13 protein-coding genes are annotated in these 12,483 nt (G+C 72.5%); 9 read left to right on the forward strand and 4 right to left on the reverse strand.

The window, feature by feature from the left end:
* Positions 1-15 precede the first annotated feature (15 nt).
* From PHA29_RS03325 to dnaK, 3 genes are all read right to left on the reverse strand, one after another.
* Positions 16-963, reverse strand: a complete 948-nt coding sequence (locus tag PHA29_RS03325) for a DnaJ C-terminal domain-containing protein (protein WP_270574626.1) — start codon at positions 961-963, stop codon at positions 16-18.
* A 182-nt stretch (positions 964-1,145) separates the two neighbouring features.
* Positions 1,146-1,937: a nucleotide exchange factor GrpE gene (locus tag PHA29_RS03330; RefSeq protein ID WP_270848075.1), complete on the reverse strand. Its 792-nt coding sequence runs from the start codon at positions 1,935-1,937 to the stop codon at positions 1,146-1,148.
* A gap of 71 nt (positions 1,938-2,008) precedes the next feature.
* On the reverse strand, positions 2,009-3,913 hold the full coding sequence (gene dnaK / locus PHA29_RS03335) for a molecular chaperone DnaK (RefSeq protein ID WP_270848077.1): 1,905 nt from the start codon (positions 3,911-3,913) through the stop codon (positions 2,009-2,011).
* A 414-nt stretch (positions 3,914-4,327) separates the two neighbouring features.
* Between dnaK and PHA29_RS03340 the strand changes: the two genes are divergently transcribed.
* On the forward strand, positions 4,328-4,510 hold the full coding sequence (locus PHA29_RS03340) for a DUF362 domain-containing protein (RefSeq protein WP_270404027.1): 183 nt from the start codon (positions 4,328-4,330) through the stop codon (positions 4,508-4,510).
* 91 nt (positions 4,511-4,601) lie between these two features.
* On the opposite strand, the gene PHA29_RS03345 is transcribed toward PHA29_RS03340, so the two are convergent.
* The gene (locus PHA29_RS03345; RefSeq protein WP_270404029.1) at positions 4,602-5,186 is read right to left on the reverse strand and encodes a hypothetical protein; all 585 of its coding nucleotides are present in this window, start codon (positions 5,184-5,186) and stop codon (positions 4,602-4,604) included.
* 190 nt (positions 5,187-5,376) lie between these two features.
* On the opposite strand from PHA29_RS03345, the gene trxA reads away from it, so the two are divergent.
* The 8 genes from trxA (at position 5,377) to PHA29_RS03385 (ending at position 12,376) form a co-directional block, all read left to right on the forward strand.
* Positions 5,377-5,697: a thioredoxin gene (gene trxA, locus PHA29_RS03350; protein WP_270404030.1), complete on the forward strand. Its 321-nt coding sequence runs from the start codon at positions 5,377-5,379 to the stop codon at positions 5,695-5,697.
* A 139-nt stretch (positions 5,698-5,836) separates the two neighbouring features.
* Positions 5,837-6,085, forward strand: coding sequence for a hypothetical protein (locus PHA29_RS03355; protein WP_270848079.1), 249 nt, complete (start codon positions 5,837-5,839; stop codon positions 6,083-6,085).
* Positions 6,086-6,087: 2 nt separating this feature from the next.
* Positions 6,088-6,531, forward strand: coding sequence for a nickel-responsive transcriptional regulator NikR (nikR, locus tag PHA29_RS03360; protein WP_270404033.1), 444 nt, complete (start codon positions 6,088-6,090; stop codon positions 6,529-6,531).
* Between the two features lies 1 nt (position 6,532).
* The gene (hypF, locus tag PHA29_RS03365) at positions 6,533-9,127 is read left to right on the forward strand and encodes a carbamoyltransferase HypF (protein WP_270848082.1); all 2,595 of its coding nucleotides are present in this window, start codon (positions 6,533-6,535) and stop codon (positions 9,125-9,127) included.
* 34 nt (positions 9,128-9,161) lie between these two features.
* Complete coding sequence (locus PHA29_RS03370) at positions 9,162-9,416, forward strand: HypC/HybG/HupF family hydrogenase formation chaperone (RefSeq protein WP_270848084.1); 255 nt, start codon at positions 9,162-9,164, stop codon at positions 9,414-9,416.
* Complete coding sequence (gene hypD, locus PHA29_RS03375) at positions 9,413-10,519, forward strand: hydrogenase formation protein HypD (protein ID WP_270848086.1); 1,107 nt, start codon at positions 9,413-9,415, stop codon at positions 10,517-10,519. The genes PHA29_RS03370 and hypD overlap by 4 nt, the downstream gene beginning before the upstream one ends.
* 81 nt (positions 10,520-10,600) lie before the next feature.
* The gene (gene hypE, locus PHA29_RS03380) at positions 10,601-11,623 is read left to right on the forward strand and encodes a hydrogenase expression/formation protein HypE (RefSeq protein WP_270848088.1); all 1,023 of its coding nucleotides are present in this window, start codon (positions 10,601-10,603) and stop codon (positions 11,621-11,623) included.
* A gap of 90 nt (positions 11,624-11,713) precedes the next feature.
* The gene (locus PHA29_RS03385) at positions 11,714-12,376 is read left to right on the forward strand and encodes an HAD family hydrolase (protein ID WP_270848090.1); all 663 of its coding nucleotides are present in this window, start codon (positions 11,714-11,716) and stop codon (positions 12,374-12,376) included.
* Positions 12,377-12,483 lie beyond the last annotated feature (107 nt).

The raw sequence follows: 12,483 nt of genomic DNA on the forward strand, positions 1-12,483 counted from the left end.
CCCATCCGTCATACCTTACATCTTCGCGCGGTAGCGGTCGACGCCCGCACGGTAGTCGCGCCGGTCCGCGGCGCGCAGCTTCTCCAAGGCGCCGCGCTCGTCGGCGGAGAGCCCCGTGGGCACCTGCACGGCGATCTTCACCAGCAGCGCCCCGGTCCGGCCGCGGTGCTTCACGTCGGGCGCGCCCATCTCCTTGAAGCGGAAGGTCTTGCCGTCCTGGGTGCCCGCCGGGACCTTCAGGCGGACGGTCGCCCCTCCGGGCGTGGGCACGTCGACCTGGCAGCCGAGCGCGGCCTCGTAGACGGAGACCGGCAGCTCCATGGTCACGTCCGCGCCCTTGCGCTTGAACAGCGGGTGCTCGGCCACGTTGGTGGTGACCACCAGGTCGCCGCGCTCGCCGCCGTTCGCGCCGTACTCGCCGCGCCGCTTGTAGCGCAGCTTGCCGCCGTCGACCGCGCCCGCGGGCACGGACACCGTGATGGTCTGCTGCTCGCCGGTCGACGGGATCCGGTAGGTGACCTTATGGGTCACGCCGCGGAACGCGTCCTCGGCGGAGACGTCGACCGACAGCGAGAGGTCGCTGCCCTTGCGCGGGCGCGACGCCGCGCGGCCGCCCATGCCGCCGATGTTGCTGGCCCAGTCGGAGCCGAACGCCCCGTCCCCGTTGAAGATGCTGCTGAAGATGTCGCTCCAGCCCCCCGCCCCGGCGCCGCCGGAGTAGGTGTAGCCCCCTCCGCCTGCGCCCGGGATGCCGCCGAACATCAGCATCTGGTCGTATTCCTTGCGCTTGGCGGGATCGGACAGCGTCTCGTACGCCTCCGAGATCTCCTTGAACTTCGCCTCGTCGCCGCCCGCGTCGGGATGGTACTTCTGCGCGAGCTTGCGGAAGGCGGTCTTGATCTCTTTGTCGGAGGCGTTGCGCTGGACGCCCAGAACGTCGTAGAAGTTCTTCCCCTGTGGCATACGCCATGCCCCCTTTCCTGGTAACCCCGCGCCCCGGCCCTGCCTGCGGGCGGGGACGCCCGACCGGCGGGAGGCCCGTCCTCCCCACGCCCCCGCTCAGGGGGGGGGGCGCGGCGGGCCGCGTCGCCGGGTCGGTCGATCCTTAAAAGGGCCCCGGGGCGAACGCCCCGAGGCCCCGTCGCTTACTCCTCGGCTCCCTCGGAGGGCTGTTCCGCGTCCCCCTCCGGCTCCGGTTCGGGCGCCGGCCTCTTGGCGCCGCCGTAGGTGACCGTCACCATGGCGGAGCGCAGGATGCGGTCGGCCATGCGGTACCCCTTCTGGTACACGTCGTTCACCGTCTCGTCGTACTGGTCCGGGTCCTCGACGCGGCCGACGGCCTGGTGCTCGAGCGGGTCGAACGGCTCGCCCTTGGGATCGATCGGGGTCACGCCCTCGTGCTCGAACACGCCCATGAGCTTGGAGTGGACCGCGTCCACGCCGTCGACGAACTGCTTGAAGTCGTCGGAGAGCTCCTGGGAGCGGGCGTGGTCGATGGCGCGCTCGATATCGTCCACCACGGGCAGCAGCGCGCTCACGAGCTTCTCGGTGGCGCGGCTCTGCTCGGCCAGGCGCTCGGCGGCGGTGCGGCGGCGGTAGTTCTCCCAGTCGGCCTGCAGGCGCACGGCGCGGTCCTGCGCCTCCTTGGCGCGGGCCTCGGCGGCGTCGCGGGCCTCGGCCGCCTGCTCGAGCTCGCCGCGCAGGCCGGAGAGCTCCTCCTCGGCGCGCTCGAACTTGAGCTTGAAGTCATCCTCGGCCGCCTGCTCGCCGGCGCGGATGGCCGCCTCGACCATCTCCTCCTCCGTCATGGCGGGCGCCGGGGCGTCCTGCTCGGAACCGGTGCCGACGGCGGTCTCCCCGACGGCCTCGGCGGTCTCGACGTTCTCGGTCGCGGCAGCTTCCGTCGCCTCGTCGGCTGCCTCTACGGGAATCTTCACATCCTTCTCCTCAGCATCCGCGGGGGCGGCAGCGGCGGCCGCCCCCGTGTGGTCAGTGCGGGCGGACATGATTACTTGTCCTCGTCTACGACCTCGTAGTCGGCGTCGACGACATCGTCATCGGCACCGGCCGCGGAGCCGGCGGTGCCGTTCTCGGTGGCCTGCTGGGCGTCGGCGTAGACGATCTGGGCGAGCTCGTAGGCGACGGACTGCAGGTTGTCGCCGGCAGCCTTGATGGCGTCGACATCGGAGCCCTCGAGCGCCTTCTTGGCCTCGGAGATCGCGGCCTCCGCCTTGGACTTGAGGTCGGCGTTGACCTTGTCGCCCAGGTCGGCGAGGGTCTGCTCGGTGGAGTAGGCGAGGCTGTCGGTCTGGTTGCGGACCTCGACCTCCTCCTTCTGCTTCTTGTCCTCCTCGGCGTGGGCCTCGGCGTCCTTGACCATGCGGTCGACTTCCTCATCGGACAGGGCGGTGGAGCCGGAGATGGTGATCTGCTGCTCCTTGCCGGTGCCCTTGTCCTTGGCGGAGACGGTCACGATGCCGTTGGCGTCGATGTCGAAGGTGACCTCGATCTGCGGGACGCCGCGGCGGGCGGCCGGGATGCCGGTCAGCTGGAACTTGCCCAGGCTCTTGTTGTCGCGAGCCAGCTCGCGCTCGCCCTGCAGGACGTTGATCTCCACGGAGGTCTGGTTGTCGGCCGCGGTGGAGTAGATCTCGGTCTTGGAGGTCGGGATCGTGGTGTTGCGGTCGATCATCTTGGTCATGATGCCGCCCATGGTCTCGACGCCGAGCGACAGCGGGGTGACGTCCAGCAGCAGGATGTCGCTGCCGACGGTGGAGTCGCCGCCCAGGATGGCGCCCTGGATGGAGGCGCCGCAGGCCACGACCTCGTCGGGGTTCACGGACATGTTGGGCTGCTTGCCGGTCATGTTCTTGACGAGCTCCTGCACGGCGGGCATACGGGTGGAGCCGCCGACGAGGATGACCTCGGTGAGGTCCGAGAGCTTGAGGTTGGCGTCGCGCAGAGCGTTGGTGACCGGGGCCTTGCAGCGCTCGAGCAGGTCGTGGGTGATCTTCTCGAACTCGGCGCGGGTCAGCACGTAGTCGAGGTGCTTGGGGCCGGTGGCGTCAGCGGTGATGAAGGGCAGGTTGATGGTGGCCTGCTGGGCTGCGGAGAGCTCCTTCTTGGCGTTCTCGGCGGCCTCCTTCAGGCGCTGCAGGGCCATGGGGTCCTGGCGCAGGTCGATGCCGTTGTCGGCCTGGAACTTGTCGGCCATCCAGTCGATGACGCGCTGGTCCCAGTCGTCGCCGCCCAGGTGGTTGTCGCCCGCGGTGGAGAGCACCTCGAAGACGCCGTCGGCGAGGTCCAGGATGGAGACGTCGAAGGTGCCGCCGCCCAGGTCGAACACGAGGATGCGCTGGTCGGTGCCGCCCTTGTCGAAGCCGTAGGCGAGCGCCGCGGCGGTGGGCTCGTTGACGATGCGCTTGACGTTCAGGCCGGCGATCTTGCCGGCGTCCTTGGTGGCCTGGCGCTGGGCGTCGTTGAAGTAGGCCGGGACGGTGATGACGGCGTCGGTGACGGTCTCGCCGAGGTACTTCTCGGCGTCGGTCTTCATCTTCTGCAGGATCATCGCGCTGATCTGCTCGGGCGTGTAGTCCTTGCCGTCGATCTCGGCGACGGCGCGGCCGCCCTGGCCCTCCTTGACCGCGTAGGGGACGGTCTTGATCTCGGAGGAGACCTCGCCGTACCTGCGGCCCATGAAGCGCTTGATGGAGAAGACGGTGTTCTTGGGGTTGGTGACGGCCTGGTTCTTGGCGGCCTTGCCCACCACGCGGTCGCCGTCGGAGCGGAAGCCCACGACGGACGGGGTGGTGCGGTCGCCCTCGGCGTTCACGATGATGGTGGGGTTGCCGCCCTCGAAGACCGCCATGGCGGAGTTGGTGGTACCGAGGTCGATACCGAGGATCTTGCTCATTGGATATCCCTCTTCTTTCCTTTTCCTGCCGGGCGGCTCCGGGCGCGGGCCCGCGCCGCCGATTGTTCGTTCGACCCTACTATATCCCCTTATAGGCTCGGATATACAAAATCTAAGTCAAATCATATAAGATTTCTTGAGTTCCACGCAACAGGGTCGCCGAGCGCGGCGAAACCGCGGCGGGCGCCGCCCCGCACGCGCCGCGGCGGGGCTGCCGGCGCGCCTCGCGCTGGCGTTTCTGTCCGCTTGCGCCCCTCCCCAGTAAGCCTAAACTGACTCGGCGAACGGTATGAAAATGGCGGAGCCGGGGGTTGCAATGGCTCCCTCGCGTGGTATGTTAAGCGCAGAAACGCTCGGATCCCGTTCGCCTGCGGCCCGAGCAGGTCTTGTTTCGCACAGAGAGAGGAAACTGCCATGGCTAAGCCTATCATTGATGCCGACGAGTGCATCGCCTGCGGCGTCTGCGTCGACTCCTGCCCCCAGGGCGTGCTCGAGCTCAACGATGTCGCCACCGTCGCCGACGAGGACTCCTGCATCGCCTGCGGCGTGTGCCAGGAGAGCTGCCCGGCAGGCGCCATCACCGAGATCGAGGAGTAGCCTCCGCGCATCCCGGATGCATCGAACGCCTATGGAGGACCCGGTCCCCGAAGGGGGCCGGGTCCTTTCGTTTTCCGGAGCGGCCGCGCCGCTAGTACGGCGCCGAGGCGGGCGGGAGCCGCTTGAGGTACGCCCACATGCGCTGCTTCTCGCGCGGGTCCGCGAGGGCGGCCTCGAAGCCGTCGAGCGCGAGGACCCGCCGACCGAGCACGTGGGCGATGAGGCCGGGCTTCAGCATGGCCGTGTCGAAGTCCTCGATCGCCACGAGCGCGTCCGCGTAGGCGTCGCGCATGGCGTCGGCCGCTGCATCGTCCAGAAGGATCACGGCCTCGGGGTCGAGCGCCTCGAGCGCCCAGCGGAACACGTCGGCCGGCAGGGGCTCGCCCGCCGGGGCCGCCGCGTCCGCCTCCGCCGCCGCGCCCGCCATGCTGGCGAGCGCGCAGAAGTCCTCGGGCGCGTACCCGATCGCCGCGAGCGCGGCGCGCAGGGCGCGCCCGTCGGCGCCGGCCAGAAGCTCCCCGCCGGCCCGCTCCGCCTCGTCCAGCTCGCCTTTGACCAGGACGACCGGCGAGAAGGCGTTTCCCGCCATGATCACGCCGCGGGCGCCGAGCGCATCCAGGTCCTGCTCGACCATCTGCGCGAGCGCCTCTTTCCTCTCCGTCGCCGTCACGTGCATCCGCGCTCCTCACCTTCGCGTCTTCCAGCGCTATCATAGCGCGCCGCGGCGCGCGGGCGGCGCTCGGGAGGCGCCGACCGTTCGCCGCGCCCCGTTCCGAACCGGGTGCATCGGCGCGCGGCAACTGGGTATAACCCGTCACGTACCTGACGAGTCCCGCGCATGCGCGCACTCCCATAGGAGGAACACCATGGCAACGATCATCGAGGCCACCCCGCAGAACTTCGACCAGCTGCTCTCGTCCGACCTTCCCGTCCTCATCGATTTCTGGGCCCCGTGGTGCGGCCCCTGCCGCACGCTCTCCCCGATCGTCGACGAGCTGGCCGGCGAGCTCGAGGGCAAGCTCGTCGTCGCCAAGTGCAACGTCGACGAGAACCAGGACATCGCCATGAAGTACGGCGTCATGTCCATCCCCACGCTCGTGATGCTCAAATCCGGCCAGGAGGCCATGCGCACCGTCGGCGCCATGCCCAAGGCCAGGCTCGCCGCGGAGATCGAGAAGGCGCTGTAAGCGCCCTCCCCTCCGCACCGGAGCAGACGCGTCCCCGAACCAGCGACGGGCGCCCCGCGGACCCGCGGGGCGCCCGTTCCTTTTTGCCGGCGGTGCGCCAAGCGCTACACTTGACCGAAAGACGAGACGAGGAGGAACGATGCACGACACCGGTATGAACATGGGGCAGCTCGCCATGAGCGTCAAGCAGGTCGACGACGCCGTCGCGCTCTCGCGCGACTGGAGCCACCGGCTGCTCCACGCGACCGAGGCCTACGATATGGAGCGCATCGGCTCCAAGCTCGAGCAGGCCATGGCCGCGCTCGACGAGGCGCGCGCCGCCCTCGAGGGCTACGAGGAGGCCATCGAGGCCGACCACAACGCCGTCGGCACCGTGAAGCTGGTGTAGACGTGGGCGCGCCCGAGGGCTCCTGCGAGCTCGCCCGCTTCTCCATCGCCGTCCCCGCCGACCTGCTGAGGGAGTTCGACGCCTCGATCGGGCGGCGCGGGGACGCGCGCAACCGCTCCGAGGCCATCCGCGACCTCATGCGCGCCTCGCTGGTGCACGAGACCGCCCGCACCCCCGACGAGCAGGTCATCGGGTCGCTCACCATGATCTACGACCATCACACCGGCGACCTCACCCGTCGCCTGGACGAGGTTCAGCACGACTACACCGACGAGATCGTCTCCACCATGCACGTGCACCTCGACCACCACAACTGCCTGGAGATCCTCGCCCTCAAGGGGCGCGGCGAGCGCGTCTACGAGCTCGCCGACAAGCTGCTCGGGCTGCGCGGGGTCCACCACGGGGAGCTCACCTGCGCCGCGACCGGCTCGAGCCTGGAGATCTAGCATGCCGGGCGCCGCAGACGGCAGGGGGAGCGGGGATCGCCCCGGATGCGGGGCGCACGACGGCGCGCGCGAGGCGCCGCGCCGCGTCGGCATCCATGTGACGGGCATCGTCCAGGGCGTCGGCATGCGCCCCTTCGTCTACCGCGAAGCCGTGGCGCACGGACTCGCGGGATGGGTGCTGAACGCCGCCGACGGCGTGCACATCGAGGCCCAGGGACCCGCCGGCCGGGTCTCCGCGTTCGTCCGCGCGCTCGGGCGGCGCGCCCCCGCCGCGGCGCGCGTCGACCGCATCGACGTCGCCGAGCTCGCCCCGGAGCCCGACGGTGCGCCGGATCCCACCGGGGACGGGCGCGAACCGGCGTTCCGCATCGTCGCCTCCGACGCCGAGGGGGCGCGCACCACGCTCGTCTCCCCCGACATCGCGACCTGCCCCGACTGCCTGCGCGAGCTGTTCGACCCCGCCGACCGCCGCTACCGCTACCCCTTCATCAACTGCACCAACTGCGGGCCGCGCTTCACCATCATCCGCTCGCTGCCCTACGACCGCCCCGCGACCTCCATGGACGCGTTCCCGATGTGCGGGGCCTGCGCCGCCGAGTACGCCGACCCGGGCGACCGGCGCTTCCACGCCCAGCCCGACGCCTGCTTCGCCTGCGGGCCGCACATCACCTGGCGCGAGCGCGCGGGGGCGTGCGGCCGGGACGCCGTCGGGACGCCCGCCGCGGGCCGCACGCGCGAGGAGAGCGACGCGATCATCGGCCGGTGCGCCGACCTGCTCGCCGCGGGGGGCATCGTCGCCGTCAAGGGACTCGGCGGGTTCCACCTCGCCTGCGACGCCGGATGCGACCGCGCGGTCCGCGAGCTGCGGCGGCGCAAGCACCGCGGGCGCAAGCCCCTCGCCGTCATGGTGCGCTCGCTCGGGGACGCCGGGGCGCTGTGCGAGGCGGACGACGCCGAGCGCGCCCTGCTTGCCGGCAGCATCCGGCCCATCGTCCTGCTGCGGCGGCGCCCGGCGTCCGGCATGGGGGGCGAAGGCCCCGCGGGCGATGCGGCGGGCGCGCCCCGCATCGCCCCGTCGGTCGCCTTCGACCTGCCGGAGCTCGGCGTCATGCTGCCCTACACGCCGCTGCAGCACCTGCTGCTCGCCGCCTGCGCCGACCGCGGCGTGCGGGCCCTCGTGATGACGAGCGGCAACCTCGCCGGGGAGCCCATCGAGGTCGATGACGGCGCGGCATGGGAGCGCCTGTGCGCGCGCGGCGTCGCCGACGCGCTGCTGGGCAACGACCGCGCCATCCTCGCGCGCTACGACGACTCCGTGGTCCGCGTGGTCCGCGGGGCCCCCGCGCCCGTCCGCCGCGCGCGCGGCTACGCGCCGCGCCCCCTGCCGCTGCCGCCGCTCCCCCCGGGGGCGGTCGAGCCGCCGTGCATCCTGGCCTGCGGGCCGGAGCAGAAGGCCACCCTCGCGCTGACCCGGGGCGACGGCGACGGCCGCGCGGCCCTGTGCTTCGTGAGCCAGCACGTCGGCGACGTGGAGGGCGCCTCCGTGCTGGAGGCCTGGCATGGCGCGCGCCGCCGCATCGAGGACCTGTTCGGCCTGGACCCCGGCGCGCTCGCCTGCGACGCGCACCCCTCCTACCTCACGAGCCGATGGGCCCGCGGGCGGGCGGCGGACCGCGGCCTGCCGCTCGTCGAGGTGCAGCACCACCACGCGCACATCGCGTCGGTCATCGCCGAGGCGGCGGCGCGCGGGGACATCGACCCCGCCCTCCCCGTCGTCGGCGTCGCGCTCGACGGGACGGGCGCCGGGGACGACGGGACCGTCTGGGGCGGCGAGGTCATGACGGCCGACCTCACCCGTTTCGACCGCGTCGCCCACCTGCGCCGCTGGCGCCTGCCGGGCGGCTCCGCCTCGATCCGCGAGCCGCGGCGCAGCGCGCTCTCCCTGCTGGCGGGCACCGGCCTGCTCGGGCACCCCGGGGCGGCGCCCCTCGTCGGGGCGATGGGGGAACCCGTGCGCCGCGTGACGCTCGCCATGGTCGAGCGCGGCGTCAACAGCCCGCTCACCAGCAGCATGGGCCGGCTGTTCGACGCGGTCGCGGCCCTGCTCGGCATCTGCGGGGAGGCGACCTACGAGGGGGAGCCCGCCTGCCTGCTCGAGGCGGCGGCGCAGCGGGCGCGCAGGTCGGCGCCGCTGGCGGGCTTCCGCCTCCTCAGCCCCGAGGCCCCCGGCCTCCCGCGCGTCATCGACACCGGGCCCGTCCTGCGGTCGCTGCTCGAGGGCGTCTCGGACGGCGTCCCCGTCGACGAGCTCGCCCGCGGCTTCCACGAGTCCGCCGCGCGCATGGTCGCGCAGGCGGCGGCCGAGGCGTGCCGCGAAGCCGGGATCCGGACGGTCGCGCTGTCGGGCGGCGTCTTCATGAACCGCCTGCTGCTCGGGCGCTCGGTCGACCTGCTCGAGGCCGCCGGCCTCACCGTGCTCGTCCCGCGCGACGTGCCCGTCAACGACGGCTGCATCGCCTACGGGCAGGCGGCCGTCGCGCGCGCCCGCCTTGCCGCCCGCGGTGCGGGCGCGGTACCATCTTCCCGATCGACTTGACCCGCCCGCGCAGCGGGCGGAGAGGGAGGCGCCCATGTGCCTTGCCGTCCCCGGCAGGATAACCGCCGTACATGAGGGAGACCGAGCCGACGTCGACATGCTCGGCGCCCGCCGCGAGGTGTCGCTGCGCCTCGTCCCCGAGGCGCGCGAGGGGGACTACGTCCTCGTCCACGCGGGCTTCGGCATCCAGGTGATCGACGAGCGGGAGGCCGCCGAGACCATCCGGCTGCTCCAGGAGATGGACGAGCTGCTCGACGACGAGCTGCCCGCGCCCGAAGGGGCCGCATGAGCGCGTCCGATGCGCCCGCGGCGGCCTTCGCCGCCTTCCGCGACCCCGGGCTCGTCCGCGAGCTGATCGCGCGCATCGGGCGCATCGTCGGCGAGCGCGCGGTCAACCTCATGGAGGTCTGCGGGACGCACACGATGAGCATCGGCCGCTACGGCTTCCGCTCCGTCATGCCGAGGGGCGTGCGCCTGCTGTCGGGCCCCGGATGCCCGGTCTGCGTCACCTCGACGCAGGACATCGACCGCGCCGTCGCGCTCGCGCGCGTCCCCGGCGTGACCGTCGCGACCTTCGGCGATATGATGCGCGTCCCCGGCTCCCGGTCCTCCCTGCGCGCCGAGAAGGCCGCGGGGGCGGACGTGCGCGTCGTCTACTCCCCGCTCGACGCCCTCGACATCGCCGAGCGCGAACCCGGCCGCGAGGTGGCCTTCATCAGCGTGGGGTTCGAGACCACCACCCCGGCCGTCGCCGCCACCCTGCTCGAGGCGGCCGAACGCGGGCTGGGGAACTTCTCGGTGCTCGCCGCCAACAAGATGACGCCGCCCGCGCTGCGCGCCATCGCCGACGACCCCGAGACGCGCATCGACGGCTTCATCCTGCCCGGGCACGTCTCCACCATCACGGGCCTGGCGCCCTACCGCTTCCTGGCGGACGAGTTCGGCATCCCCGGCGTCGTGACCGGGTTCGAGCCCGTCGACATCCTGGAGGGCATAGAGCAGCTCGCCCTCATGATCGCGCAGGGCGCCCCTGAGATCCGCAACGCCTACCGGCGCGGCGTGAGCGAGGAGGGCAACCCCACGGCGCGCGCCCTGACGGACCGGGTCTTCGAGCCGGTGGACGCGCGATGGCGCGGGCTGGGCGAGCTGCCCCGCTCGGGGCTGCGCATCCGGGAGGGGTTCGCCCGCCTCGATGCGGCGCGGCGCTTCGACATCTCCGAGGAGCCCGCGCGCGAGCAGCCCGGCTGCCGCTGCGGGGACGTCCTGCACGGGCGCATCGCCCCGACCGGCTGCCCGCTGTTCGGCCGCGCGTGCACGCCGGAGCATCCGGTGGGGCCGTGCATGGTGTCGAGCGAGGGCAGCTGCGCGGCGTACCACCGCTATCGGGACTGAACGCGGCGCCCGCGCGCTCCCGCGCCGTGGAGCGCGCGGGCGCCGACGCCCCGCATCGGCATGGAGGACAAGGAGGGACCCATGACGGACGACACGGTGCTTCTGGGCCACGGATCGGGCGGTCAGATGATGAAGCGCCTTATCGACGAGCTGTTCCTGGACGCGTTCGGCTCGCCCGAGCTGCTCGCCGGGAACGACGCGGGCGTCTGCGAGCTGCCGGCGACCGGGCGCATAGCCGTCTCGACGGACAGCTTCGTGGTGACGCCGCAGTTCTTCCCCGGCGGCGACATCGGGCGCCTCGCCGTGTGCGGCACCGTGAACGACGTGTCCACCGCGGGCGCGCGCGTGCGCTACCTCTCCTGCGGCTTCATCCTCGAGGAGGGCTACCCGGTCGACGACCTCGCCCGCATCGTCCGCAGCATGGCCGAGACCGCGCGGGAGGCGGGCGTCCGCATCGTGACGGGCGACACCAAGGTGGTCGAGCGCGGGGGAGCCGACGGCGTCTACATCAACACGACGGGCGTGGGCGAGGTGCCCCGCGGCGTGGACCTCTCCGGGTCGGCATGCCGTCCCGGAGACGCCATCCTCGTGTCGGGCACCCTCGGGGACCACGGCGTCGCCGTCATGAGCTGCCGCGAGGGCCTCGGCTTCGGCACCGACGTCGTGAGCGACGCCGCCCCGCTCAACCGGCTCGTCGCCGCCGTGCTGGACGCCGCTCCGCACGTCCGCTGCTTCCGCGACCCCACGCGCGGGGGCCTGGCGAGCACGCTGAACGAGTTCGCCGCGGCGAGCCGCGTCGACATGGAGGTGGACGAGGACGCCGTCCCCGTGGCGGACCCCGTCCGCGGCGCCTGCGAGATGCTCGGTCTCGACGTGCTGCAGGTGGCCAACGAGGGGAAGATGGTCGCCGTCGTCCCCGCCGACGAGGCCGACGCCGCGCTCGCCGCCATGCGCGGCGCACCCTACGGCGGGAACGCGGCGGTCATCGGCCGCGTGGGCGAGCCGGCGGGGGATGCGGGACCGCTCGTGCGCGTGCGCACGGCCTGGGGGTCGGCGCGCGTCCTGGACACGCTCGTCGGGGAGCAGCTCCCCCGCATCTGCTAGCGAAGGCGCGGCCCCGCCATGCCGACCGGGGCCGCGCCCCCTCCGAACCCCCCGCACCCCCTCCCCATTCATCCCAGGAAAGGACCACGCATGCCCTTCACCCATGTGATCTTCGACCTCGACGGCACCCTGCTCGACACGCTCGAGGACCTCGCGCGCGCCGGCAACCACGTGTGCTCCGCGCACGGCTGGCCGACGTTCCCCATCGACGCCTACCGCTACAAGGTGGGCAACGGCATGCTCAAGCTCGTGGAGCGCTTCATGCCCGCCGAGTTCGCGGGCGACGGGACCATGTTCGAGCGCACGCTCGCGGAGTTCCGGGCCTATTACAGCGCGCACAAGGAGGACCATACCGCGCCCTACCCCGGCGTGCCCGAGCTCCTCGACGAGCTGCGCGCCGGCGGGCTCGCGCTCGCCGTGCTCACCAACAAGGACCACGCCGCGGCCGCGCCGCTCGTCGAGCGCTTCTTCGGAACGGGACGCTTCTCCCTCGTGCAGGGGCACGTGGCCGGCTTCGACCCCAAACCCGCCGCCCCCATCACCCTGCACGTGCTCGAGCAGCTGGGCGCGGATGCCGCCTCGACCCTCTATGTGGGCGATTCGGATGTCGACGTGGCGACCGGCCACAACGCGGGGCTCGCGGTGGCGGGCGTCACCTGGGGGTTCCGCGGCCGCGCGGAGCTCGAGGCGGCCGGCGCCGACTTCCTCGCCGACTCCCCCGCCGAGCTCGCCCGCATCGCACGGGGCCGCTAGGGCCCTCCGGACGGCCGCAGGCGGCCGCGCTCGCATCGCCGCGGCGCCGCATATACGGCGAAACGGCCGCGGGCCGTCGGGGGGCGGACTCCCCCGACGGCCCGCGG

Source organism: Candidatus Collinsella stercoripullorum, from assembly GCF_027669965.1.
Taxonomy (GTDB): domain Bacteria; phylum Actinomycetota; class Coriobacteriia; order Coriobacteriales; family Coriobacteriaceae; genus Collinsella; species Collinsella stercoripullorum.